We start from the raw sequence: 26682 nt of genomic DNA on the forward strand, positions 1-26682 counted from the left end.
AAGGTTGTTTTATTCCTAATAATCGTTGTTTATACAAATATGTGATATTCAGTCTTTCGCAACCAACAACCTTTCATAAATGAGAGAGCCGTGACCATTAAGATAAATTATTTCTAAATTTGCTTGCTGTGTTCGCAAAAAGAATTATATTTGCAGGGCATAATCGAAAGGACCTACTAATGAACGCAACCGAACAAGTGTACAAGCAGACTGAGTATGCTATTCGCAAGATAGCACAAAAGTTCACGTCAGATGAAACCCCATCACTGGTTACGGATATTCACATCCGAATCTATCAAGACAGTGGAGAATTACGAGCATTCGATGACGATGAAAACGAGATTACCCGTTGCGTCGTTGAAGAATGGATAGACAATACGGAGGAGAAGTTCTACGAACATGCCGCTGCCATTCTTCGCAAAGTCCTGAAACAACTTCATGAAACGGTTGATCAGATGAATATTCTCAAGCCATTTAGCTTTGTTTTAGAGAATGATGAACAAGAGAATATAGCCGAACTATATGTCGCAGACGATGATACCGTGATTATAGGAGGCGACTTGATGAACGATTTAGACAAGGACCTGGATTCTTTTTTGGCAGATCTTCTGAAAGATGAGAGTAATCAGAAGGAAAAGGATAATCTTCAGAAATAAAATTTTCCTTATCACTTTTCAACCATGTTTTCACCGATTCGGGAATGATTTTGTAAACAACGATTGACACCAAAGAAGCAAATTTTCCACAAAGATACACGCTGACTATATTTTTTTTAGACAACCGGGCGTAAAGATTCTGTTTTTTATGTATATTTGCAGATATGAAAAGAATCGTTTCATGCGTGATTGCCCTATTCTGCATATTGGCCGTCCATGCCCAATATTTTGACGTACAATGCGAAGACACATGCTCGCATGTACATGGCATCGACTTGAGCCACTACCAAGGAGAGGTGTTTTGGGAAACAGTAGGTGAAAACACCAAGAACACATACGTCTACCTCAAAGCCACTGAAGGCGGTGACAGGATAGACCCTACCTATCAAACCAACATTGAGTTGGCGCATCGCTATGGCCTGAAAGTGGGTTCGTACCACTTCTTCAGACCTAAGACCAACTTGACGCTCCAACTGCAGAACTTCATGACACAGTGCCGACCTGGTGACCAAGACCTCATTCCCATGATTGACGTAGAAACTCGCAACGGCTTGTCAACAGAAGCTTTTTGTGACTCTTTGCACAAATTCCTGGGCATGGTGGAAGAAGTTTATCAACAAAAACCACTCATCTACACGGGTGCCAACTTCTATGACCACAACCTATCTGGACAACTGGACAGTTATCAAATCATGATAGCGCAGTATACCGACCGAGAACCGGTATTGGCAGACGGGCGAGACATTACCATGTGGCAATACACGGGTAAAGGTAGAATCAACGGAATTAATACCTTTGTTGATAAAAGCAGAATGATGGGAAGACACGGACTCAGAGAAATCAGATTCCGACGAAATGTCACGAACACGAGAAAGTATACATGGATACATTAACAAACATATACTACACTTTGACAATATGGCGATAATTAGATGTCCGGAGTGCGGCCACCAAATCAGTGACCGAGCACCCGTTTGTCCCTCTTGTGGGGTAGAAATTGCTGAAAGAGTGACCCGTTGCACGCAATGTGGTGAAGTTTATTTTAATGATTTGCACGAATGTCCAAACTGCCACCACGCCAATATGAACTATCGCGATGATAACTCTCCGGTTCATGAACAGGCTATAGAGCTGAAAGAAGAGCCTACAACCATGGTGGACACAACGCCTCCCGCACCCAACGGAGACATGCAACGTTCCAAGAAGAAACACACCACTTTAATAATAGCTTTCATCATAGCCATCATTGCATGTGGAGTGGGCTATTATTTCTATCACAATGCACAAATGAAAGAAGAGTTGGAGGCTTACGAGTTTGCCGCCAAGAGCGAAGATCCCATCGTGCTTCAGGACTATCTTGACCGCTTTAAAGACGCACCCATGGCACACAGAGACTCCATACACGTTCGCTTGACGGCCATCCAGCAAATGGATAGCGAATGGACCGATGCTTGGGTGAGCAACTCAAAAACAGCTCTGGAAGATTATCTTGACAAGCATCCCGACTCTGAACACCGTGCGGAAGCCATGCGCAAGATTGACTCGTTGGACTGGGTGGCAGCCAGCTCAGCCAACAGTGTGGACGCATACCAGTTTTACTTGGAAGACCATCCCAACGGTGCGTATGTAGATGATGCTAAAGATGGCATCAAAACAATCAACGCACAGACGGTTCAACCAGAGGAAAGGGCCATGTTAAGCTCGCTGTTCAAACAGTTCTTTCAGAGTATCAACGCAAAGGACGAGGATGGTTTGACCAGCACGGTCAGTCCTGTCATCAGTTCTTTTCTGGGTAAAGTGGATGCGAATAAAAATGATGTCATCACCTTTTTGCATAAACTATACAACCAGGAGGTGGCCAGCATGTCATGGCATCTGCTCAATGATTACAAGATTGACAAGAAAGAAATCGGTGACGAACAATACGAATACACCGTGAATTTCTCTGCAGACCAAGATGTTAATAAGGTGGATGATACGCAGCAAACCATGCATTATCGCATCAAAGCCAAGGTAAATCCTGACGGAAAAATCGCAGAGTTCAACATGACGCGCATTATTCAGTAGTGTTCCGAAAGACAATTCAATTGATCTGAAAAATAAAACCATTGAGCGAGGTTCACCCTACTGGCTCAATGGTTTTTCGTATTTATTCCTGACTTCGTCATCGTGTCACCCAAAAATCTTCGTCAAAGAGTTTAGCTATTCTCTGATGTCTTGCCATCAGCATAGTCTGCGTATAAACCTCCTTGTTCAGAGGTAGCTTGATTTGTATCGTTGTAATGGTCTTTGCCAATGCAAGCACCTTGTCTATGCTCATCTTAATCTCTGAGACTTTCAACATACGCTCCAATTCCTTGTATACTTTCAAAGCCACGAAGCAGATGCATATATGAGCCTCGATTCGTTTGCGCGTAAAGTGAAACATGGGACGTATCTCTATCTTTGATTTGGCTATGCGGAAGGCTCGTTCCACATGCCAAAGGTTGTGATATGCCGTGTATATGTCCTGTATTGGTATATCCGTATTGGTGAGATATCCCTTTAGGCCGTCCCATTTGGAGTCGTCGGCAACACGGTCATAATTGATGGCGACTTTCACTTCACCATCCATGGATAAGAACTTATTGTAACCTCTCTTGTTGATGTTGCCTTTCGTGAGCGCACCATGCTTGTAAGCCTTTTCCAACCTGCGTATTCCCTTTTCCCGGTTATAGGCATCTTTCTTAGCACGGTCATCTGTATAGCCGACCAAGAGACGACGTCCGCCTCCTTTGTCATATTCAACCATCTGGCAGTCGCGCTTGGGCTGTTCCAGTATCCAGTTCTTGACCTCTTGACTTTCATTCTTTATCTTCGCACCTATTATATACTTGTAGCCGTGCGATTCAAGTTCCGCTATGTTGGCATTGTTCATCAGACCAGAATCTGCCACTACAACGAAGTTTTCCAATCCGTATTTGCTTACAAACTCGTTTATCGTCGGCAGCATCGTATGACCCTCATATTTGTTGCCTTCATGGATGCAATAGGCAAGCGGATAGCCACCAAGGCTGACAAGCAGTCCAAGTATGATTTGAGGATTACTGTGACGTCCCTCTTTCGAGAAACCTGTCTTGCGTAATTCGTCCTCATAATCCGCTTCAAAGTAAAGTGTGGTAACATCATAGAATAACACACCGATATTTCCACCGAACAGTTTAGCTGTATGTTGCACGCTTATGTCCTGTACGATTTCGTGCTGATGGTCGCTAAGCTTGTCAAGATAGCGATAGATTTTTGAGAGATCCATATCTTCGTCAAAGTGGTTTTTAAGGTATTCCACCGTGGCAGCTTTGCTTGTTGGATATGCCAAACGAGCCTTAACAAGCTTGCGGAATACATCATCGTCAATCCGATTGAAACCAATCCTGTCAAACGTGCGGTCTAATATCAAGTCGCATCCGTTGAGAAAGATATTGCTGACATTGGACAGGACACGGCGGACTTCTTCACGCTCATGGTCACAGGCCTCACGTTCCTCGCCGAATAGATCAAGCTGGGGCTGGCGGCGTGAATTCTCTCTGGAAATCCATTCTTTTGCTTCAATGACAAGATTTTCAACCTCACCTTCATTATAGGCTACTCCAATTGTGGCAAGTTCCTTCATTTTGCCTCCAATTTTCTCAACAACGATAACTCCGATATTGCCAGATGGATATTTCTTTTTGCGGACAAACATAGTTAAAATATCTTTCGTGTCACCCAATATTAGATGACACAAAGATACAAAATAGTGTTTATCAACCAGTTATAAAATACATGTTTTTTGAGTGACGAAGTCAGGAGACAATTCAATTGATCTGAAAAATAAAACCATTGAGCGAGGTTCACCCTACTGGCTCAATGGTTTTTCGTATTTATTGTTCTCAGCCGTGCAAACTGGCTTGTCCTAATATACTCTCACAACGTCACCGACGTGGATGGTATGGTCTGGAGTAAAACCATTCAACTTGTATAAACTGGACAGACGCATGCCATAAATCTGTGCGATGATATACAGACTCTCTCCGTTCTTGACAACATGCGGACGATTCTTGAAAGCTTTCGGTGCTCTTTTCCGCTTTTTCTTCAGGAAAATGATTTCGCCTTCTGTCAAAGCATCATCTTTATCTCGCTCGTTGTACTTAGCTATCTTTTTGTACGACACGCCTATCTCCTCGCCAATCAGCTTGAAAGTATCGCCGCGACGAGCCCGGATATAATAATTCTTGTTGAAGATTGCGATAGGATGTAAAGGCTTTGCCTGATTAACAACTGTTTGATTGCCTGAATATTCAACCATGGCGTGATCGTATGATCTGGCACTATCGTAGACATAAAGCTTGTAAAGCTCTATCAATTCGATGAGTTTATAAGCATATCGCGGGTTGGTTGCATAGCCACAAGCTTTCAAACCATGTGCCCAACCACGGTAATCTTGCATGGAAAGGCTAAACAACTTGCGGTAACGACTGCTGTTCACAAGGAATTTACTATGGTCTTCAAAACTTTGAAGGGGATGATCGTATGCGCGAAAGCATTCGCCCAAAGCGTCATCATCCTCGGCAATAGTACGACCAGTCCAGTCATGACACTTGATTCCGAAATGGTTATTGCCCAGTCGTGCCAATCTACTTCGCCCTGCTCCACTCTCAAAAACAGCCTGAGCCAAGGTGATACTCGCTGGGATTCGGTATTGAAGCATCTCCCGAATAGCCAAATCTTTGTATTGATTGATGTAGAGTTGATAGGTCTGGTTCCATCTCATCTGGGCCCATGATGCCATAGATGAAATTGAAAAGAGGAATATAATCGCAATTTTATTCATGAACATTAAGATGTTAGACAAAGTTACATAAATTCATAAAAAAAGCACAATGGATTGGTGTACGTTTAATAATTATTAGTAATTTTGTACAAATGGACAGCAAACAAGTAATCTTAGCATTGGGAACAAATGTCAACCAAGAGCGCAACATGAAACAAGTCATGCAGCTATTGGCTGACACTTGGCCTGACATGAAGTTCACTACACAGAAGTGGACACAGCCCATTGGCATGGCATCAGCCCTATTTTACAACTGTTTGGCATACACAGAGGTGGAAGAATCCCTTGAAGAACTCACTAAAAAGGTGAAAAACATGGAACGGATATGTGGAAACACAGGGGCTGAAAGGTCGCTTAATCGCATCCAAATGGACATCGACATCTTGCTATATGGTGACAATAAGCTACACATAGACGATTGGCAACGCGACTATGTACAAGAGTTGATGAACGAAATTGAATTTATTGAGCATTGAATGATGAACATCAAGACTTTCCTGACCAATACGCTACCATGTGTTCTGTGCCTATTCATGTCGGCAAACGTGAACGCGCAGGACTTCAATACGGCATTTTCTGACAGCACATTGCGCATTGATTATATTTTTTCGGGCAATGCGAACCAGCAACATATCGCCGTTGATCAATTGAATGTCATGCCCCGATGGTATGGAAAAAGACAGCGGTTGGCCGAATTACCCATGGAAGGAAACGGCCAAATAACCGTCCGCGACCATCACACGAAGCGCACGCTCTACCGCAATTCGTTTTCAACGTTGTTTCAAGAATGGCTCACTTACGATGAAGCCAAGCACACGAGCAGGGCTTTCGAGAATGTATTTCTCGTTCCAATGCCCAAGGACACCGTTGACATTACGGTAACATTGAATGACAACAGGCGTGAAACGATAACCCAACTGACACACACGGTCGCACCAAGTGACATCTTGATTAAACGCATCGGAGAACGAAACCGCACTCCATTTGAAACACTACAGACAGCCCAAGACACCTCCCGCTGCATCCACATCGCCTTTCTGGCAGAGGGATATCGCACTAACGAAATGGACATCTTCCTGAAAGATGCAGCCGAAGCTACCGAGGCATTGTTCGCGCATGAGCCTTTCAAGGCCATGAGAAACAGGTTTAACATCATAGCGGTCAAAGCTCCTTCGGCTGACAGTGGTACCAGCGAACCTTCTAAAGGTTTGTGGAAGAACACCGCTCTGCACTCGCATTTTGACACGTTTTATAGCAACCGTTACCTTACCACATTGCGGTTGAAGACCATACACGACTGGCTGGCAGGACTTCCATACGAACATATCATCATCTTGGTGAACACTCATCAGTACGGAGGCGGCGGTATTCTCAATTCATACAACCTGTCAATGACCCATCATCCGTCGTTCAAACCTGTTGTTGTGCATGAGTTTGGCCATAGCTTTGCCGGACTTGCCGACGAATATGCCTATGATTTCGAGGAAATCCCCATGTATCCGCCTGACATTGAACCATGGGAACAAAACATAACAACCAAGGTTAAGTTTTCTGATAAATGGCAAGACATGATGGGAAATGTACCTTCTGTGGGACTGATAGAAGGCGCTGGCTACTCGCTGAAAGGCATTTACCGTGCGTCACACGACTGTAGAATGCGCACAAATGACACACCCGAGTTCTGTCCTGTGTGTCAACGAGCCATCCAACGCGTCATTGATTTCTACACAAAATGAGGAACATAACATGAATTCGAAGCACTGTCTGATGATTGGGTTGGCCACCCTCGTGTTATTGTTTGGGCAAATCAACCTGGTAGATGCCACTCACAACCGACCCATCAGTGACAAAGACCGACTGAACATGGCGCTTGAATACTTTCAAAGTGAGAAGTATCACGAGGCTCTTTTGCTGTTCCAGAAACTTGACCAGGAATACCTTCTCAACCAACGATACAAGGCTTACATCGGCGTGTGCTACTATCACCTGTGGAAATACGAGCAGGCATGCCTGTATCTGGACTCGGTTATGCCGAGCATCACCGTCTTCGCACCTCACGAACAATCAGTCTATTATTATGCCAACGCTGAAAGTCACTTTCAATTGAAACAATACGAAGCCGCCATCCCATGCTATGAAAAGATGCTGAACGTATGTCATGACAACGAAAAAGCCGATGCCCTCTACCGTCTTGGATTCTGTTATCTGTTCCAAAAGGATTGGGAAAATGCACTTGAGTATTTTGAAAGCGCACGCTCCTACTATCAACATTACGGATACAAGACTGGGTTGAAATACCGTATGGCACAGATTGAAAACATGATCAACGGCTGCAAACAACAAATAGACCAATCAACAGACACCGCACTGCCAAGCGATAGCATCAAGTGAAGCACGGCACAAGCGGCAAGAAAAAATAGCTTGTCATCTTTCTGCACTTACAATCTTTTTCGTAAATTTGCATGCATTATTAAAATAATGCAAAAGATGAAGACATTAATAGACCGCATTCTGAAAGATGGCAAATGCTATCCTGGTGGCATATTGAAAGTAGATAAATTTATCAACCACCAGATGGATCCCAACCTCATGAAAGCCATCGCCATCGAATTCATCAAACGTTACGCCTCAACGGAAATCAACAAAATCTTGACCATCGAAGCCTCGGGCATTGCGCCTGCCATCGTTATGGGGTTACTTCTGGACCTTCCAGTGGTATTCGCCAAGAAGAAAAAACCGTCAACGATGGACAACATCTTATCCACCACGGTCTTCTCATTCACCAAACAGCGTGAATATAACGTCGTTATCAGCAAGGATTATCTAACACCCAACGACAAAGTGGTTTTCATTGACGACTTCCTGGCCTATGGAAATGCCGCCAAAGGCATCATTGATCTATGCCGGCAGGCGGGTGCAGAACTGGTTGGAATGGGCTTTATCATTGAAAAAACCTTCCAACATGGACGTGATGGGATAGAAGCAGAAGGCGTGAGATGCGAATCTTTGGCGATGATTGAATCGCTGGACAACTGCCAAATCAAATTAAAAAACATCGAAAAGTAACCACTCCCCTATTGATTGAACGCTAAAAAATGAACGCAACAGAACAAGAACAAGTAAGGTCAAAGTCGACTGACCTGATTTATGGTCTTCACGACCGCCCGGCTCTCCGAGAAAGTATCTTTGCCGCATTGCAGCACTTGCTGGCCATCTTTGTAGCCATCATCACGCCACCGCTGATTATTTCGAATGCCCTTAATTTTGATTTGGAAACAACAGGATTCTTGGTTTCCATGTCATTGTTCGTTTCTGGCGTCGCCACATTCATACAATGTCACCGCATCGGTCCCATTGGTACAGGACTCTTGTGCATCCAAGGCACCAGCTTCTCCTTCATAGGCCCCATTATCGGAGCCGGCATGCTTGGCATGGTAGGTGGCAAGTTGAACACCGAAATGGCTTTGTCCTATATATTTACCGCCTGCATGTTCGCCTCTGTTGTCGAAATGCTTGTGAGCCGCCTATTAAAGTACACACGCAAAATCATCACACCACTGGTTTCTGGCATCGTTGTCACGTTGATAGGCATGTCGCTGGTCAAAGCCGGAATCAACTCATGTGGAGGTGGTGCCGCAGCCGAAGCTGACGGATCGTTTGGTTCTCTGGTAAACCTTGGGTTGGCGGCACTCGTGTTGCTTAGCATCATCATCTTCAATCGTTCCAGCAACCGCTTTCTTCGAATGAGTTCAATCGTGCTGGGCCTCCTCATTGGATGCATCGCTGCCTATCTCATGGGCATGATTCACTTGGATTCCATTCAAAGCTATGGAGGCTTTATCATTCCCGTTCCGTTCAAATATGGATTCCGTTTTGACATATCTGCCCTGATATCTTTGGGACTGGTTTACCTCATAACAGCTATCGAAGCTTATGGAGACATCACGGCCAACTCGCTGATTTCCGGAGAACCCATCGAAGGTGAAGTATTTGAAAAAAGAGCATCGGGCGGCATTTTAGCCGATGGTTTCAACTCCATGTTGGCCGCTGTGTTCAACTCTTTCCCCAATTCAATCTTCGCACAGAACAATGGAATGATTCAATTAACAGGCATCGCCAGCCGCTATGTGGGCTACTACATTGCCGGAGCGTTGGTTGTTTTAGGACTGTTCCCTGTTGTTGGATTGGTGTTTTCCTTAATTCCAGCCCCGGTGCTCGGTGGTGCCACGCTGCTGATGTTTGGAACCGTGGCTGCCGCAGGCATCAAAATCATCGCGTCAACTCAAATCAACCGAAAGGCAGTATTGGTGATGGCCATCAGTTTTGCCCTGGGACTTAGCGTAGAAATGGTACCCGGAATATTGGATCACATGCCAGAAACCATTAAAAACATCTTTTCTTCGGGCATTACGACAGGTGGACTCACGGCCATCCTGACAAATGCATTCATCAAGATTAAAGAATAGATCGTCCCTGAATATTCACCCAACCGGGACGCATCGTAACTGTATCATATTCAAGATAATATGTAGATTGCCACGCAAGCGCATGCATATTGGAATGGAAAGGCATTGTTATTGATGGCCAAAGTCTATGACTTTGAAGGCCAAACTCAATGCTATTGGAGCCCAAACTCAATGCTATTGCAGGTCAAAGGCATTGCCTTTGTCATTTCCTAAAATCGCTTGACAGTTTTTAGTTGTTTATTCTATATTACTTGTCAATATTTTTTTATTGTACTATTTTACTTGTCAATCTCCGTTTTTCGAGGCTTATAAGCATTTCCTTTGGTGGAGAAATGAAATAGCCTAAAGAGGAGCGAGCCTTGTTTTGGGCAAGTTCTTCAGGGGCTCGATGCCCCTGGAGAACTTAGGTAAGCTAGCCTGTAAGCGTCGCTCACCTTGTTTTGGGCTTGGCAAAGATAGTTCTTATTTTGCTGACGCACGACTGTTTTTCTCTTTTTTCCAAAGATTCGGCCCAGGTTCCTCTCCTGAGTATACGGCCATGGGCGTTTTCTTTCCGATGCTCATGTGCGGTCGCTTGAGGTTGTAGAAATCAATCATTTGCGCTATTTCACGCTGGGCGTGATTGAAGTCTTGATACATCTGATGCTGATATATCCATTCCACTTTGAACGTGCCGTTTTGTCTTTCGGCCATGGCGTTGTCCGTTGGTTTGTAACATTCGGTCATGCTGACTCGGATGTGGTGACTCATAAGCGTGTCAATGTATTCGTTACAGGCATATTGCACGCCTCTGTCAGAGTGGTGTATGGTTCCGCAAAGGTTGTCTCCTCCGGCTTTTTGGATGGCCATGAGCAGTGCCTTCCGGGTGTTCTCCGCCTCCATGGTCTCTGACAGGCACCAGCCTATCACTGCGTGGGAATAGGCGTCCGTGACCAGATGCAGATACAGCACGTCATGGGCAATCCAGATATAGGTGATGTCCGCAACCCACAACTGGTTAACCTGATTCACCTCAAGGCCTTGTGCCAGATTCGAATATTTCTTGTAGAGATGGTTGGAGTTTGTCGTTCGCCGGCGTTTGGGCTTTTTCAACATCAGCCCATTACTGGAAAGCAGGCGGAGGAAGGCATCCCTCCCATGGGTGATTTCCACTCCCAAGTCCTGCTTTAGCAGGTGATGTAATTTCACGCCTCCCAGTCCCGGGCAGTACTGGCGATAGTAGTCTACCATGGAGAGGATCAGGCGCACGCGCTGTTGCTCGGAAACGACAGTCTTGCGCTTGTTGTAATACCATTGGCGTCGTTTGTCAAACAGACCACACAATTTTTCGATGGATACCTTGGAGTATTCATTGTGCAGCGCCGTCACTGTTTGACACCACCTTTTTTTAATATGGAAATGCCCTCCTCGGCTTCGGCGATGTCTATCAATTTCTTGTAAGCGTAATTGCGAAGACGCTCATATTCAAGAGCTTTCTCTAAATCAGCTATCCGCTTTTCTAAAGCGTCTTGAGCTGTGAATTCTACGTTGGGATGTGCCATTTTGTAAGTGTTGATTATTTCTTCCGGCAAAGATAAGCATTTTGAATCAACAGGCCACTTCTTCATCCACGCCAGCAGAAGGCCGTGCGAGAGCCCATACTTGCGAGCCACCGATAATTTAGAACCGCCGCCAGAAAAATATTCACTTAACACTTGCAGCTTGAACGCGTCACTAAATTCTCTTCTTTTGCTTGATTTCGTCATGTCTTTTTACTTTTTTTTGAGTTTGATTATGTGTCAAGCTATTTCAGTATAAGACACTTTGATGGAGAATGCATCGAACATAGCGGTTGACCGACGTCACTTCAAAATTTGAAAAAATGCAGAATTCTGCACCTTTAAGGATACATTTTTAATTTTATAAAAAAAATAACTAAAAAGGTTTGGAGGATTCAAAAAAAACATTAACTTTGCAAGTGTTATCCTGAAAACAATCTTTTTACCTTAAAGGACTAATACCTATTGAAGATTTGAAGGCGATTATCTGTGAAGACCATTGCCTTTTTTTATTTTTTGTATAAAGCAGAGATTCTGCGACGGATAATCAAACTGTTGATGAAAGACACAATCGCCAGGATAACAAATCCCAATAAACAAGTAGGAAGCATACTGGTTTTGTCAATGCTTGGAAGCATGGCATACAGTATTTCAATGTAATAATCCCGTACACAATACACGGCCAGAACGGCTATCAGCAAAACTGCGACGTTCAGCATGAGTGTGAGGAAGATGTATGGCTTTGACACTTGCAGCGGACGATAGCCTATCAGTAAGAGATTTTCAAGTTTATATGCATTCTTTTGTACGAGAAGATAAATGCTTAAGAGCAAGATATAAAAGCTCAAGAGGGATATGAACAAACCCACAACCATTACGATAGACACGACTAACGATAAGAACGAGATGGCTTTCTCGTTGGCAAGATTGCTGTCTTCCACCTCATACGCATGACTTTCCAAGTATTTTGCAATGGCACCGTCACGCGTGTTTGACACGTCAGCGATTAATCTGTTGGGGTTGCTCGTCACGTTTGGTGCAAAGTGATGGTTGCTCCACGACATGAATGACATGGGAACGAGGATGGAGTTCAATTTACCAGAGAATCCAATGACTTTTCCTTCAAACACTTCATCTTGACCATTGCCATGAATGGCCAGCCGCACATTGAGCATTCCCACCACACCTTCAGAGATGCTCGGCAATGAGTGATTGCGCGCATAACCGAAATTATACATGGTGATGTATGACCTGGGCAGGATGATGGGCACCGTCTTGCTGCCTTCGTCATAATGCCATTGGGCAAGCGGAACATCGACAAACGAATCTGGAATGCTCTCAAAAAAGAATTCGGAATCAAGCAATTTGGTTTCCTTGACGTACAACGTTACGTTCACCTTATATTCTGCCGAGGTAAATGCGCCCAACTTTTTGACGAAAGGTTGCTGCTTCAACTCTTCAATCTCTGTCCCATTGAACGTATTATCTTCCCCACTGATGGTGGATGTCGTACCCGTTTTCTTACTGATGGTGAGGTAATCGGCCTTCATGAAGCTGTCATCGCTGTTGAACACAGGCATGACATCACGATAAAACTGATATCCCAAAAGAATGACGATCATTCCAAACAGGTTTGCAAAGAAAAAACCTACAAACTGAGGAATGCTCACATGTTGCCTAAGAAGTTTCCAAACAAGCGTCATAGTCTTACAACCTTATCATATTTTAAACCCAGGTGTTTGCCGATACTCGTAACAATGACGCCGGCTCCTTGGCGAGTAGCCTCACACAAGAGAACTTGTGCCATGGCGTTGGAGTTGTCATCATCGAGGTGACTGATGGGTTCGTCTGCCAACAAGAAATCAAAAGGCTGGACAAGCGAGCGTATCAATGCCACGCGCTGTTGTTGTCCAAAGGACATCTGTCCTATCCTGACATTCACCTTGTCAGCAATGTCCAATTCATCAAACCAATCAAGAATTTGCGCTTTGGTCTTGAAATGCGTCATGTTGTTTTTCATCATAACGTTCTCAAGAGCGGTTAATTCGGGAAACAAACGCAACTCTTGAAAGAGATAACTGACATGCCGGGTGCGTATTTCTGCCCAGTCTTTGATTGTGAGTGCATTGATATTCTGCTCATCAAACAAGATTTTTCCATCGAAATCACGCCGATACCCTATCAAATAACTGCAAAACGTACTCTTTCCTTTGCCAGAATTGGCTTCCAACAGATAATAATGTCCCTTGTGGAAGGTGATTTCTTCATTCCAAACATCTGACACTAATCCTTGCACATGTGAAAAGACATGCGGCAGAACCTTGTTCAACGTGATACTATCCACCTTTTATTTTAATTTATATACCATAGTGTTCACAGGTCCAAATACGGGCTTCAGCAAATCAACAAACACTTTCATCGTTTCATTACGCACATCGTTGAAATGAATCACCATGACCATTTTCTGTCCTTTTATTTGATTTTGCAGCTGCTCGGGCAGTGGCGTTTTCGCCCTACCAATTGAAGCCAACGCTTCTTGTTTGCTGCTGCCACTGAAGAACTGTTTGTCCTCACTCACTCCGAAACAGAAGTTAGTCTTGCCATCTGAATAGGAATAGATGTTCTTACCGACATCCGTCAATTTAGCACCTTGCGGCACTGACTGCTTCCAATAGGAGATGTCAGCCAGCCATTTTGTATGCGCAAGACGCGCAGCCATCGACAATTGAAGGGCTCCATCAGAGTAGTTTGGAACAATGATGCACATGTCACCATCGACACTGCGGATGATGTTGTCCATGTCTATCGCCTGATTGATACCCGTCAGCAACACCTGAAGTCCCTTGTTCTGCTGCAAAATGGGCAAAAACTTCTGTCCATCTACGTTCACGAACATGCCCAACAAGGCCTCGTTTGACATGGATTGCAGGTAAGCGTCGGTGATGGGACGATATACTTTGAACGACTTTTCAATCTCTTGATTGATGCGTTGGTTAAAAGAAAACGGTCTGCCTTCGATGGTCAGACATCGTTTTTGGATGCTCATTTCAGCAGCTATCAGCACTTGTGACCCATCTACACCCTTCGGAGCGCCTAACGTCATCGGTGCAACAAGCTGTTCGGGCAAGGCTTTCGCCTGTGCAACCATCGCCATGGGACTGTCAATTCCCTCCAATTTTTCAAATATAGGAGAAGCTATCACGCTGTTTTCCTCGTCTTGTTGCAGATATTTAGCCATCGTGCCTTTCATGACTTCCTGCGCAGTAAGTGGCAAAGGTCCCATGATTAAGAGCGACTGATCATTGTAACCGGCAATCCATGAGTCACTCACTTGTGCGAAATAGGCCTCACGATACTTCACGGGCTTGCGGTTCATCTTCACGAACATTTGCTCTAACTTCCCTTGGTCCTGCACTTTCGCACAGATACCTAAGTTCCCATCGGGCGATTCAAAAAGATAAATCTTGTGTGTCAAATCGATACCACTCTCATCTAAATTCTTCATCCGGAGCAGTACTTTCAGTAACGTGGCGCTGTTAACCCCACTTATCTTGCTGACATCAAACGACACTAAAGCAGTGCTTGACTTCGGAATTGCTTGGCGATATTCACCATCTGAACAAGATGACAAAAAAGCAATGATGAGCAAGCATGCGGAAATGTAATATAGTTTGAATACTTTCATATTGAACCTTACCTTTCTATTAATGAAACATCAGACTGTCAAGAAGGTGCCTTCCCTGGGCCTGTTATATGTTTCCAACCTTTTCTTTCATCGACTATAAGACGCGTTTTACCACTTGTGACATCACAATTGATACCAGTCCTGCGGTTTCTGTCCTCAATCTGTTTTGCCCTAATGACACAGACGAAAACCCTTTTTCAAGGGCTTGATTCACTTCGTCGATTGAGAAATCACCTTCAGGGCCTACGAGTATGGTAACATCTTGTTGACCATTAGCTTGCTGTATCTCGTTAAGAAAATCCTTTCTGGCTATCTCCGTGTAACAATGGGCAATGTACAGGCCGCCCTCTCGCTGCTGATTAACGAAGTCTTGAAAGGGCATAATGGGATGAACTACGGGTTTCCAAGCCTTTCTACTCTGCTTCATTGCAGCGATAACAATCTTTTCTAAGCGGTCAATTCGTAGTTTTTTGCGCTCTGAGAAGCGACAGTCCAGAAACGTGATTTCATCAAAGCCAACCTCAGTCATCTTCTCAATCATCCATTCCATCCTATCCATCATCTTGGTTGGTGCGATGGCCAAATGCACATGTCCCTTCCATGTTTTCTGCTGAGGCAACGCTTTCACGATGTCATACATACAATGCTTGGTTGCCGCGAGCGTGACGTTTGCCTGGTAGAACGTACCCATTCCATCCATTAAGAATATTTCATCACCAGCTTTCAGTCGCAGAACGCTGACAGCATGCCGCGCCTCTTCTGGTGGTAATTCTGTAGCCTGGGCAGCATCAGGAACGTAAAAATATCTGGCTTCTTTCATATTCAAACATCAAGCATCAAGCAAATTGCGTCGTTTCATCTCATCTCTTAATAAGGATGCTAATTCATAATGCTCATCTTCAATGGCCTTCTTCAATGCCTTTTTCAGCATTTCATCCGTCAAGGTGTTTACCGGAATGGACATACCCTGCGCATTGTGAACATACTTTACGCTCTGCTTTTTCATCAACTTCTCATCAATGTATATTGGAATGTCGCTGAAATAGGCCAAAAGCATGGCATCACTGATGCGTATCAAGATTGGTTCAAGCGTTTCTACATTATACAACACAGCCCTGTACTGCCCCTCTATCAGGTCGTTGATGAGAATCTCAAAGTGCAACGTAGTTTGCGAACGGATGACCTGCCACAACACTTCTGGCAGCATCCTGTTCGTGATTGGGACCTTTTGTACACGAAGACTAAACTGATACAGCATGTTGCGGTCACATGGGATGGTAAGCTGACGCTGTTGTTGTTCATCCACCAGGATGAGCAATCCCACATTGTCAGAACCCACAATCTCTGTTACGCTCTTGAAAATCAGCCGTACCTTGTTCATGCCTTCCCCATATTTTTCTTGGGTTTAAACAACAGAGCAAAGCTCACTCCCACTACCAAGGCATATCCAGCGAATGCATACCAGCAGGCCGACCAATTGGTAACGCCGTTGATGGTATGTGAGGTAACCACTGCCTGTGCAGCCAATGATCCAACCGTTGCACCGATGCCGTTGGTCATGAGCATGAACAAGCCTTGCGCACTGGAGCGAAGAGCGGGTTCGGTGGCTTTGTCCACATACAACGAGCCGCTGATGTTGAAGAAGTCAAAGGCTACGCCATAGATAATCATGGACAGCACAAACATCCACACGCGGTCACCCGGGTTACCCAATCCAAGCAAGGCAAACCGCAGCACCCATGCGAACATGGCAATCAACATCACGTTCTTGATGCCGTAACGCTTCATGAAGAAGGGTATCATCAAGATGCAAAGGGTCTCACTGACCTGTGACAAAGAATAAAGTATCACAGGATATTTCACCCCAAACGTGCCCGCATATTCAGGCAACGTCTTGAAACTTTCAATAAAAGGGGTTGCAAAACCATTGGTTATCTGCAAACTCACACCCAATAGCATGGAGAAGATAAAGAAGATGGCCATTCGTTTTTGTTTGAACAAGGAGAAGGCCTTCAGTCCAAAAGCTTCAACCAAACCAGTTGCATGCTGCCCCTTGGACGTAGGACAATGAGGCAACGTGAAGGTGTAAAGAAACAAGAGAATGCTCAAAACACCGCTGACCACAAACTGATTCTGATCGCTCTTAAAACCAAAGATATCTACAAACCACATGGAACAGATAAAGCCAATAGTTCCAAATGTACGAATGGGTGGGAAGTCCTTGATGGTATCCATCCCTGCTTGTGTCAAGGCATTGTAGGCTACCGAATTGCTCAATGCCAAAGTAGGCATGTAAAAAGCCACACTAAATGAATAAAGAGTAAAGAGTATACCAAACTCAGCATTGCTTCCTTGGCTCATCCCATAGTAGGCTGCCGCAAACATAAACAAGCCAGCCAGCAGGTGACAGTAGCCTAAAAGGCGTTGAGCAGGCACCAAACGGTCAGCCACGATGCCCATCAATGCAGGCATGAAGATGGATACAACCCCTTGCATGGCAAAGAATGCACCGATGTTGGAAGCCATTCCGATGTTGGTTAAATAGATTCCCATGCAAGTAAGATAGGAACCCCAAACGGCAAATTCAAGAAAATTCATTGCCGCCAAACGTACTTTTAAGTTCATTTCATGTATTTTTTATGTCATGCAAAGACAGTGCGAGCCGAGCGCAACCAAGCTTGTTTGGAGTTGCCGAGGCGATGCCTGTCTTATGCAAAGACAGCGCGAGCCGAGCGCAACCAAACCTGTTTGAAGTTGCCGAGGCGATGCCTGTCTTATGCAAAGACAGCGCGAGCCGAGCGTAACCAAGCTGGCTTGAAGTTGCCGAGGCGATGCCTGTCTTATGCAAAGACAGCGCGAGCCGAGCGCAACCAAGCTTGTTTGGAGTTGCCGAGGCGATGCCTGTCTTATGCAAAGGTACGCTAAATGTAAGAATGCGCAAAATAAAAAAAATCTTTTTTTTCGTGATGTCAAAATAGGAAGAAATCCTGGAATGCACACATTGATTTTCAATAGCAATGACTTTGACATCCAAACTCAATAAGGTAAGCCTTCAATAGCAATGACTTTAACCTTCAAACTCAATGAGTTAAGACCTCAATAGCAATGACTTTGACCGCCAAACTCAATGTTATTGAAATGGCATAATATTATGATAATAAATGTGAATTAATCAGGAAAAAATAGGTATAGGCGTAAATTTAAAACACCACCCTATACCTCAAATTTGGAATAGTCATCCAGTTTTAGCAATGCAGCTACCGAGATGCTCTTGTGCTTGCGCATGAACCTGTCGACAACATTCACATAGTCGCTTTTGAAAAATCGTTTCCCCAGCACTTTGTTGGCCGTCCACATAATCTTGGCCATGTGCAAATCTTTCTCCACCTGCGTGTTTACGCCGTGATCTTCCATGGGATAGACGCTCAACAAATAGAAAACGACACAGTCGGGCACGATGTATTCGCGCTTCATGGATTGTCGTTGCTGCTCGGAATAATATTTCTTATATACCGAATAATTTACCCCCAAATACTTATCCAACGAAATGCCAATCAGCTTGTCGCCCACCACCACACTCTGATTGAGCGCGCCAATTTGCGCATAGACAGTGGGAATTTCAAGCCCCGGCAGCAACTTTTGCAACTTCATGAAGACACTGCTCAGCTCTTTGTTGATGTCATCCATGTCAGCATACTCAGCTTCTGCATCAGAAATGAGGACTTGCAGCAGGGAGTCTTGGTAGAAATTAAGGAATTTTGAATTGATGTACGGTTCGTTCACTTCGCCCAAATCCAACACGTCTTCTATCAACGTGCGGGTTTCCATGGGATAGGTGGTATTCATTTGTTGAAGCGCCGAGAAATCACCCGTTGTGAGATAACGGCTCTCCAGACGATCATAGCGCTGTACTTCTACCAGCATCTTCTGATCTTCTTGATTGTAGGGCTTGAGTTTTAGCTGACAAGCGCTACACAACAGGATGGCTAAAAATAATAGACTATAATATTGCTTCAAAACGAATACACATTATCCTTATTATGAGCAAAATTAAGCAAAAATATAATAAGTAGCAAATTTTAAACTAAAAAAGATAAATTTAAGCCAAAATTACTTTAATTCCGCTTAGATTTCACTGTATTTTTTCTTTCCTTTGACATAGTATTTCCAAAGAATGGAATAGGGACTCAGAATTTCTTCATCTTGCACCAACCTGCTGTTCTGAATTTTTTGGCGGTCAAATTCAAATTCATTTCGCCAGCGTTTAAATGCTTTTCTGGCCTTGAACACGGCACGGCAGTCGCCCCAATGGTGCCCCAACAACAGCATTTGTAAGGCTGCAAGATAATCAAGCCACCACCGAACACGCATAACATGCTTCAAATCTTTGTCATTAAGGTTTTTGTAAAGCATAGTCAAATTGTTCCTGAAATTCAGGAATGTTTTCATCGGATTGTTCTTGGGCAGCGTTCCTCCACCCACATGGTACACCTGACTGTCGGGAACACAATAGATATCACGGCCGCGTGAGCGCAAGCGCCAGCACAAATCTATTTCTTCACTATGGGCGAAGAAACGGCCATCCAACCCTCCAGCCTCCCAATAATCGTGAGAACGTATCATCAGACACGCTCCCGTAGCCCACACTATCTTGCAGGGATCATCATACTGGCCATCATCATTTTCCACCGTCTGAAAGATGCGGCCACGGCAAAATGGATAGCCATATCTGTCAATAAATCCTCCGCTCGCGCCCGCATACTCAAACTGGTCGTGGTCGAAAACCGACAACAGCTTGGGTTGACACGCAGCCACCTGCGGATGAGCGTCCATAAACTCAATGAGCGGTGTTAGCCAGTGGTGAGTTACTTCAATGTCGGAATTGAGTAATATGTAGTACTCGGCATCGATATGGCCCAAAGCCTTGTTGTAGCCTTCGGCAAAACCCCAATTACGATCCAGGGCAATTTGCTTCACCATGGGGTAATGTTTTGACAACCATGACATGGAATCATCGGTCGACGCATTATCAGCAACAAAGATTTCGGCTTCATCGCGAGAATAATTGATGACGGAAGGGAGGTAGGTTGCCAACATCTTAGCTCCATTCCAGTTCAAAATGACAATTGCTACTTTCATATCATTGCTTTTAATGCAGAGCGGTCATGATTGAAGTCACCCAACTTGACCGTTATCAATTGGTTATCAAATTCTTCTTTGGCCAATGCTGCGGGCAGTTCCACACGAATGTAGTTGCGGGTGAAACCGTGCATGGCTCGACCACGATTGGCTTTTTCAAACAACACCTCAGCCTCCTGCCCCACATACTTGGCATAAAAAGCATGCGTCTTTTCATCAGATAACTGCAGAAGACGCTTCGAGCGCAACTTCTTATCTCGCTCTGAAACGACGTACGGAATGGACAACGCACGGGTGCCGGGACGCTCGGAATAAGGGAAGACATGGAGCTGAGTGACATCCAGAGAACGAATGAATTCGTAGCTTTCTTCAAAGTATTCGGGCTTTTCTCCCCGGCAGCCCACCATGACATCCACACCGATAAAGGCATGCGGCATTACCTCTTTAATATGGTGTATCTTGTCGGCAAACAGCGAGGTGTCGTAATGACGATGCATCAATTTAAGCACTTCGTCAGACCCACTTTGCAAAGGGATATGAAAATGGGGCATGAAGGCCCTGGACTGCGCACAATAATCAATCAATTCGTCGGCCATTAAATCGGGTTCCAAGCTAGAAATTCGAAATCGGCGTATGCCTTCCACCTGATCAAGAGCCTTGACAAGGTCTAAAAAAGTCTCATCGGTTCTTTCGCCAAATTCGCCAATGTTGACGCCCGTTAACACGATTTCCTTCCCACCTTCTGCCGCAGCCTGCTCGGCCTGCTGAACCAAAGACGCAATGGATGGATTGCGGGAGAAGCCGCGTGCAAAGGGTATGGTGCAATAGGTGCAAAAATAGTTGCACCCATCTTGCACTTTGAGGAAATACCGTGTGCGGTTACCTTTCGAACAAGAGGGTTGGAAAGTCTTGATGTCTTTCGTCTTGACCGATTGGAATGCATGCAAACTATCAGGCACATCATCACCCTGCTCACGAAGTGCATTCTTGCGCAACCACGCATCATTGAGATATTGCACCAAGTGGGCTTTCTCATTAGAGCCCAAAACCAGGTCCACGCCGGGTATCTTGCTCACTGCTTCTGATTCGAGTTGGGCATAACAACCGGTGACAATGATAAACGCACCAGGGTTCTCTCGCACCATCCTACGAATGGCTTGCCTGCATTTATGGTCAGCAACTTCGGTGACCGAACAGGTGTTAATGAGGCAGATGTCGGCACGCTCGCCTCTGTCAACGGTACGAACGCCCAATTCTTGAAGCATCTTTCCGAACGTAGAAGTTTCTGAAAAATTTAGTTTACAACCCAGTGTATAATAGGAAGCGGTTTTACCTTGAAAAGCACTTGTATCAATCATCTAACCTTATTTAATATGGTATGCAAAATTAAAGAAAAAAGTTCAGATCGCTGTACTTGAGCATCCAATTTGTCGATTTCTATCCCTATTTTTGTAAACCCGATGAAAAGACATAAAAATTTAACATAATTTTAGTAATTACAAACAAATGATTATCAGATAGTTACAGGAAAGTTACAAACAAAAGCAAAAAAAAGACTAAAAAAAAGTATGGAGTATCGAAAAAAACCTTACCTTTGCAATGTTTTAATAAACAAATGATTGTTTTACAGATTTAAAAAGCAAAGAAATGAAGAAATTAGTTTTAATGTTCGTAGCTGTAGCAGCTATCTCATTCGCATCTTGTGGTAACAAAACATCTCAGACAGACGCTGCTGTTGATTCTTTGGAAGCAACCGCTGACTCTGTAGTAGATTCTACAATGGAAGCTGCTGACTCTACAGCTGCTGCTGCTGTTGATTCTGTTACTGGTGCAGTTGACTCTGTAGCTCAGGCTCAGTAATCAATACGAACAAAATTGAGAGAACAACCATCACTCCTCGTGAGTGATGGTTTTTTTTGTATAAGTTTTTATATAAGTTTTTAAGTTTAGAGTTTCTGAGTTTTTGAGTTCTTGTATTGGTTGTGCGAAGAAGCGTACTCACCAACTCAAAAACTCAGAAACTCAAAAACTTACTTGAACTCATCCCACGCCTTTATGTCAATATCGTCCATCTTCAGAGTACAGAAGGCAGATATAAACGCACTGGCCAACCTGCTGTTTGTAATCAGTGGCACATTGAGGTCGATGGCTGCACGACGAATCTTGTAGCCATTGGTCAATTCACGCGGTGTAAGGTCTTTCGGGATGTTCACCACCATATCTATTTTATGTTCATGCAACAATGTGAGAGCCTGCGGTTCTTTTGTTTCATCGCTAGGCCAATATACCATGGTATTATCAATACCGTTTTCATGGAGATATTGACTGGTTCCTGCCGTTGCATAAAGTTCGTAACCATGCTGCTTCAACATCTTGGCTGCATCCAACATCTCCGCCTTCTGCTTAGCTCCACCCGTTGAAAGCAACACGGTATGCTTGGGGATGCGGTGACCAACGCTGAGCATACTCTTTAACAAAGCCTGATTGGTATCATCACCCAAACACCCCACTTCACCGGTAGACGACATGTCTACACCCAAGACTGGATCGGCCTTCTGCAAGCGATTGAACGAGAATTGCGAGGCCTTAATGCCCACATAATCCAAGTCGAACAGGTTTTTCCTGGGTTTCTCAACAGGCACTCCTAACATGATCTTTGTTGCTAGGTCGATGAGATTGAGCTTCAGCACCTTGCTGACGAACGGGAATGAACGTGAGGCACGCAAGTTACACTCGATGACCAGAATATCGTTGTCACGGGCCATGAACTGGATGTTGAATGGGCCATTGATGTGCAGTGCACTGACAATTTGGCGACTCACTCGCTTGATGCGACGAACGGTTTCGACATACAACTTCTGTGGCGGGAACTGAATGGTTGCATCTCCTGAATGAACGCCGGCAAACTCGATGTGTTCTGATATGGCGTAGGCCATGATTTCGCCCTTCATGGCGACAGCATCCATCTCGATTTCCTTGGCATTTTCAATGAACTTTGACACCACAACGGGATGATCCTCACTCACGTTGGCAGCCAACTTCAAGAATCTTTCCAACTCTTCCTTATTAGAGCATACGTTCATGGCAGCGCCTGAAAGGACATAAGACGGGCGAACCAATACTGGAAACCCTACCCTATCGACAAATTCATTGATGTCGTCCATGGAAGTCAGCGCACTCCACTCTGGTTGATTGATGCCATGTTGCGACAACAGGGAAGAGAATTTAGCGCGATCCTCTGCATGATCGATGTCCTTAGCGGCTGTTCCTAAGATGGGAACATGCTGCTCATCGAGTTTCATTGCCAAGTTGTTGGGTATCTGACCGCCTGTTGAGACGATGACACCATGCGGCATTTCCAGCTCAACGATATCCATAACACGCTCGAAAGTCAACTCGTCGAAATACAAACGGTCGCACATATCATAATCCGTCGAAACGGTTTCGGGGTTATAATTAATCATCACCGACCGATAACCTTCACGTCGGATGGTGTTCAATGCCTGTACTCCGCACCAGTCGAACTCAACAGAACTGCCGATACGGTAAGCGCCCGACCCCAGCACGATGATGGATTGTTTGTCTTTCTCAAACGCCACATCATGGGCAACGCCTGCATAAGTCATATACAGATAATTGGTTTGTGCCGGATATTCGGCCGCCAAAGTGTCAATTTGCTTCACCACTGGCAAGATACCGTATGCCTTTCTGAGATTCCGAACCACGAGCATGGCCTGGTGCATGTTGGCCATTTCGGCCTCAAGACCTACGGCACGCGCAATCTGGAAGTCAGTGAAGCCATAGACTTTGGCTGTACGCAGCAACTCCTTGTCCAAGACATTGATACTGGTACAGCGTTTCAGTGCTTCGTCTATATCGATGATGTGCTTGAGCTTCTGTAAGAACCACTTGTCAATCTTGGTCAACTCGTGTATCTGATCAATAGTATATCCCTTGTGCATGGCCTTGGAAATGATGAACACACGCTTGTCTGTTGGCTCGCGCAAAGCCTCGTCAATGTTCTCAATCTCAAGTTCTTTGTTCTCCACAAAGCCGTGCATCCCTTGTCCAATCATGCGAAGTCCCTTCTGGATAGCCTCTTCAAAGTTGCGTCCAATGGCCATTACTTCTCCAACAGACTTCATGGATGAGCCCAATTCTTTGTCTACGCCACGGAATTTGGACAAGTCCCAACGTGGGATTTTGCAAACTACATAGTCGAGAGCCGGTTCAAAGAAAGCACTGGTGGTCTTGGTAACGGAGTTCTTCAAGTCGAACAAGCCGTAACCCATTCCTAACTTTGCCGCCACAAACGCCAAGGGATAGCCTGTTGCCTTGCTGGCCAAAGCAGAGCTGCGGCTCAACCTTGCATTCACTTCAATGACGCGGTAGTCTTCACTTTCGGGGTCGAACGCATACTGAACGTTACACTCTCCGATGATTCCGATGTGTCGAATGATTCTAATAGACAACTCACGCAGCTTGTGATACTCACTGTTTGACAAGGTCTGTGAAGGCGCGATGACAATCGACTCACCAGTATGAATGCCAAGTGGGTCGAAGTTTTCCATGTTACACACGGTGACACAATTGTCATAACGATCGCGAACCACCTCATATTCTATTTCCTTCCACCCCTTCAAGCTCTTTTCTACGAGCACTTGTGGCGAAAAAGAAAATGACTTTTCAGCCAGCTTGTTCAGTTCTTCCTCGTTGTCACAGAATCCACTACCCAGTCCTCCAAGAGCATAAGCGGCACGGATAATCACAGGGTAGCCTAAGCTTTTGGCGGCTTTGCGAGCCTGCTCAATATTTTCACACGCTTCGCTTTTGATGGTTTTAACGTCAATCTCGCGCAGCTTCTCCACGAAGAGTTCGCGATCCTCCGTATCGATAATGGCCTGAATCGGCGTTCCCAGTACGCGCACATGGTATTTTTCGAGGATGCCACTCTTATATAATTCCACGCCACAATTCAAGGCTGTTTGCCCGCCAAACGACAACAGGATACCGTCAGGTTTTTCCTTTTGGATGACACGCTCCACGAAATAGGGCTGAACCGGTAGGAAATAAATCTTGTCGGCCACCCCTTCTGAGGTCTGAACCGTTGCAATATTCGGGTTAATCAACACGGTGGAAACGCCTTCTTGACGAAGTGCTTTCAATGCTTGTGAACCGGAATAATCAAATTCACCAGCTTCACCAATCTTCAATGCGCCAGAACCCAGTAGCAGAACTTTCTTTATATTTTCGTCTTTCATAGTTTTCTCTTACTTTAATGTGTCAATGAATTTATCGAATATGAACGAGGTGTCAACCGGTCCCGAACATGCTTCAGGATGAAACTGAGATGAGAACCAAGGATTGGTTTTATGGCGGATGCCTTCATTGCTCCCGTCATTCATGTTCACAAACAGTTCTTCCCAATCGGTTTCCAACGTCTTTGCGTCAACGGCATATCCATGATTCTGACTCGTCACATAGCATTTGTTGGTACCAACTTGTCGCACTGGCTGGTTATGTGAGCGATGACCGTACTTCAGTTTATAGATGGTGGCACCGCCTGCCTTTGCCAATAATTGATTACCCATGCAAATACCGCAAATCGGTTTTCGTGACTCACTGATTTGCTTGCGGATGATATTCACCGACTCTTCACACATGTCGGGGTCACCAGGCCCATTAGCCAAGAACAAACCATCGAACTCCATGTCTGTATAATCATAGTTCCAAGGAACGCGAATCACTTCGACGCCACGATTTAATAGACTTCGAATGATGTTTGCCTTGACGCCACAATCAACCAGCACGACCTTCTTGCCTGCACCTTCATTGTATCGAATGATCTCCTTGCAGCTCACCCGGTCAACGAAATTCACGCCGGCATAATCAGCTTCGGGAATGAGTTCGGGATTTTCATCAAACAAAATCTTTCCCATCATGACACCATTCTCGCGCAACACCTTGGTCAATTCACGCGTGTCTATGCCGGTGACACCTGCCACTTTCTCGCGTTTCAGCCATTCAGAAAGGCTTTCAACCGCATTCCAATGGCTGTAGTAATCGCTGTAATCGGATACAATCAGAGCGGAAGCATGTATTCGCTCGCTTTCCATAAAAGAAGGAATGCCATTTTCCTCCATGGTAAATGGTGGCACTCCGTAGTTGCCCACTAAGGGAAAAGTAAGTGTCAACAATTGGCCTTCGTACGATGGATCGGTCAAACTCTCTGGATAGCCCATCATGGCTGTATTGAAAACCACTTCTCCAGCCACAGGTGCATCGTACCCAAAAGATTTTCCGTGGAAACGAGTTCCATCGGATAATACAAGCGTCACATTCTTCATTA

Annotated in this window: 25 protein-coding genes; 9 read left to right on the forward strand and 16 right to left on the reverse strand. The window is 44.8% G+C overall.

Translation table 11 applies throughout. The features are described 5' to 3' along the window. Positions 1-179 precede the first annotated feature (179 nt). From NQ518_RS03650 to NQ518_RS03660, 3 genes are all read left to right on the forward strand, one after another. The gene (locus NQ518_RS03650) at positions 180-656 is read left to right on the forward strand and encodes a hypothetical protein (protein ID WP_227205199.1); all 477 of its coding nucleotides are present in this window, start codon (positions 180-182) and stop codon (positions 654-656) included. Positions 657-820: 164 nt separating this feature from the next. Next, complete coding sequence (locus NQ518_RS03655; RefSeq protein ID WP_004348919.1) at positions 821-1549, forward strand: glycoside hydrolase family 25 protein; 729 nt, start codon at positions 821-823, stop codon at positions 1547-1549. Between the two features lie 25 nt (positions 1550-1574). Beyond that, positions 1575-2723: a zinc ribbon domain-containing protein gene (locus NQ518_RS03660; RefSeq protein ID WP_040562525.1), complete on the forward strand. Its 1149-nt coding sequence runs from the start codon at positions 1575-1577 to the stop codon at positions 2721-2723. 97 nt (positions 2724-2820) lie between these two features. Here NQ518_RS03660 and NQ518_RS03665 read toward each other — a convergent pair whose 3' ends face one another. After that, positions 2821-4377, reverse strand: coding sequence for an IS1634 family transposase (locus tag NQ518_RS03665; protein WP_227960864.1), 1557 nt, complete (start codon positions 4375-4377; stop codon positions 2821-2823). Positions 4378-4587: 210 nt separating this feature from the next. Then, the gene (locus NQ518_RS03670; protein WP_227960862.1) at positions 4588-5505 is read right to left on the reverse strand and encodes a glucosaminidase domain-containing protein; all 918 of its coding nucleotides are present in this window, start codon (positions 5503-5505) and stop codon (positions 4588-4590) included. A gap of 92 nt (positions 5506-5597) precedes the next feature. On the opposite strand from NQ518_RS03670, the gene NQ518_RS03675 reads away from it, so the two are divergent. The 5 genes from NQ518_RS03675 (at position 5598) to NQ518_RS03695 (ending at position 9971) form a co-directional block, all read left to right on the forward strand. Next, on the forward strand, positions 5598-5981 hold the full coding sequence (locus NQ518_RS03675; RefSeq protein ID WP_227205707.1) for a 2-amino-4-hydroxy-6-hydroxymethyldihydropteridine diphosphokinase: 384 nt from the start codon (positions 5598-5600) through the stop codon (positions 5979-5981). Positions 5982-6038: 57 nt separating this feature from the next. Next, on the forward strand, positions 6039-7241 hold the full coding sequence (locus tag NQ518_RS03680; protein ID WP_227205832.1) for a M64 family metallopeptidase: 1203 nt from the start codon (positions 6039-6041) through the stop codon (positions 7239-7241). Between the two features lie 10 nt (positions 7242-7251). Next, positions 7252-7896 (forward strand): tetratricopeptide repeat protein, encoded by a 645-nt coding sequence (locus tag NQ518_RS03685; protein WP_227205709.1) that lies wholly within the window; start codon positions 7252-7254, stop codon positions 7894-7896. Positions 7897-7992: 96 nt separating this feature from the next. Next, positions 7993-8571 carry a xanthine phosphoribosyltransferase gene (gene xpt, locus NQ518_RS03690; protein WP_040562556.1) on the forward strand — a complete coding sequence of 193 codons (579 nt, stop codon included), beginning with the start codon at positions 7993-7995 and terminating at the stop codon, positions 8569-8571. Between the two features lie 29 nt (positions 8572-8600). After that, positions 8601-9971 carry a nucleobase:cation symporter-2 family protein gene (locus NQ518_RS03695; RefSeq protein WP_227205711.1) on the forward strand — a complete coding sequence of 457 codons (1371 nt, stop codon included), beginning with the start codon at positions 8601-8603 and terminating at the stop codon, positions 9969-9971. 462 nt (positions 9972-10433) lie between these two features. Here the strand turns inward: NQ518_RS03695 and NQ518_RS03700 are convergent, their stop codons facing one another. From NQ518_RS03700 to mtaB, 12 genes are all read right to left on the reverse strand, one after another. Next, a complete protein-coding gene (locus tag NQ518_RS03700) occupies positions 10434-11339 on the reverse strand; it encodes an IS3 family transposase (RefSeq protein WP_260107754.1) in 906 nt (301 codons plus the stop codon). Further along, positions 11336-11716 carry a transposase gene (locus tag NQ518_RS03705; protein WP_102696941.1) on the reverse strand — a complete coding sequence of 127 codons (381 nt, stop codon included), beginning with the start codon at positions 11714-11716 and terminating at the stop codon, positions 11336-11338. The genes NQ518_RS03700 and NQ518_RS03705 overlap by 4 nt, the downstream gene beginning before the upstream one ends. Before the next feature lie 302 nt (positions 11717-12018). Next, positions 12019-13212 (reverse strand): ABC transporter permease, encoded by a 1194-nt coding sequence (locus tag NQ518_RS03710; RefSeq protein ID WP_227960860.1) that lies wholly within the window; start codon positions 13210-13212, stop codon positions 12019-12021. Next, positions 13209-13853 carry an ATP-binding cassette domain-containing protein gene (locus NQ518_RS03715; RefSeq protein WP_227205715.1) on the reverse strand — a complete coding sequence of 215 codons (645 nt, stop codon included), beginning with the start codon at positions 13851-13853 and terminating at the stop codon, positions 13209-13211. The genes NQ518_RS03710 and NQ518_RS03715 overlap by 4 nt, the downstream gene beginning before the upstream one ends. Positions 13854-13856: 3 nt before the next feature. Then, complete coding sequence (locus tag NQ518_RS03720; protein WP_227205717.1) at positions 13857-15194, reverse strand: DUF4836 family protein; 1338 nt, start codon at positions 15192-15194, stop codon at positions 13857-13859. A gap of 94 nt (positions 15195-15288) precedes the next feature. Then, positions 15289-16014: a 16S rRNA (uracil(1498)-N(3))-methyltransferase gene (locus tag NQ518_RS03725; RefSeq protein WP_227205719.1), complete on the reverse strand. Its 726-nt coding sequence runs from the start codon at positions 16012-16014 to the stop codon at positions 15289-15291. Between the two features lie 9 nt (positions 16015-16023). Next, positions 16024-16575, reverse strand: a complete 552-nt coding sequence (locus NQ518_RS03730) for a bifunctional nuclease domain-containing protein (RefSeq protein WP_227205721.1) — start codon at positions 16573-16575, stop codon at positions 16024-16026. Continuing rightward, positions 16572-17819, reverse strand: a complete 1248-nt coding sequence (locus tag NQ518_RS03735) for an MFS transporter (RefSeq protein WP_227205723.1) — start codon at positions 17817-17819, stop codon at positions 16572-16574. Before NQ518_RS03735 ends, NQ518_RS03730 begins: the two co-directional genes overlap by 4 nt. A 1-nt stretch (position 17820) precedes the next feature. Next, positions 17821-18135 carry a hypothetical protein gene (locus NQ518_RS03740; RefSeq protein WP_227960858.1) on the reverse strand — a complete coding sequence of 105 codons (315 nt, stop codon included), beginning with the start codon at positions 18133-18135 and terminating at the stop codon, positions 17821-17823. Between the two features lie 272 nt (positions 18136-18407). Next, positions 18408-19211, reverse strand: coding sequence for a gliding motility protein GldB-related protein (locus NQ518_RS03745; RefSeq protein WP_459554060.1), 804 nt, complete (start codon positions 19209-19211; stop codon positions 18408-18410). Between the two features lie 108 nt (positions 19212-19319). Then, complete coding sequence (locus tag NQ518_RS03750) at positions 19320-20333, reverse strand: glycosyltransferase family 2 protein (protein WP_227205729.1); 1014 nt, start codon at positions 20331-20333, stop codon at positions 19320-19322. Continuing rightward, a complete protein-coding gene (gene mtaB, locus NQ518_RS03755; protein ID WP_227205731.1) occupies positions 20330-21691 on the reverse strand; it encodes a tRNA (N(6)-L-threonylcarbamoyladenosine(37)-C(2))-methylthiotransferase MtaB in 1362 nt (453 codons plus the stop codon). Before mtaB ends, NQ518_RS03750 begins: the two co-directional genes overlap by 4 nt. A gap of 289 nt (positions 21692-21980) precedes the next feature. Between mtaB and NQ518_RS03760 the strand changes: the two genes are divergently transcribed. Continuing rightward, positions 21981-22193: a PG1828 family lipoprotein gene (locus tag NQ518_RS03760; protein WP_227960856.1), complete on the forward strand. Its 213-nt coding sequence runs from the start codon at positions 21981-21983 to the stop codon at positions 22191-22193. A 170-nt stretch (positions 22194-22363) separates the two neighbouring features. Here NQ518_RS03760 and carB read toward each other — a convergent pair whose 3' ends face one another. After that, on the reverse strand, positions 22364-25594 hold the full coding sequence (gene carB / locus NQ518_RS03765; protein WP_227960854.1) for a carbamoyl-phosphate synthase (glutamine-hydrolyzing) large subunit: 3231 nt from the start codon (positions 25592-25594) through the stop codon (positions 22364-22366). Between the two features lie 9 nt (positions 25595-25603). Further along, positions 25604-26680 carry a glutamine-hydrolyzing carbamoyl-phosphate synthase small subunit gene (carA, locus tag NQ518_RS03770; RefSeq protein WP_227960852.1) on the reverse strand — a complete coding sequence of 359 codons (1077 nt, stop codon included), beginning with the start codon at positions 26678-26680 and terminating at the stop codon, positions 25604-25606. Between the last annotated feature and the right edge of the window lie 2 nt (positions 26681-26682).

Origin of the sequence: Hoylesella buccalis ATCC 35310 (assembly GCF_025151385.1) — a bacterium.
Classification (GTDB): domain Bacteria; phylum Bacteroidota; class Bacteroidia; order Bacteroidales; family Bacteroidaceae; genus Prevotella; species Prevotella buccalis.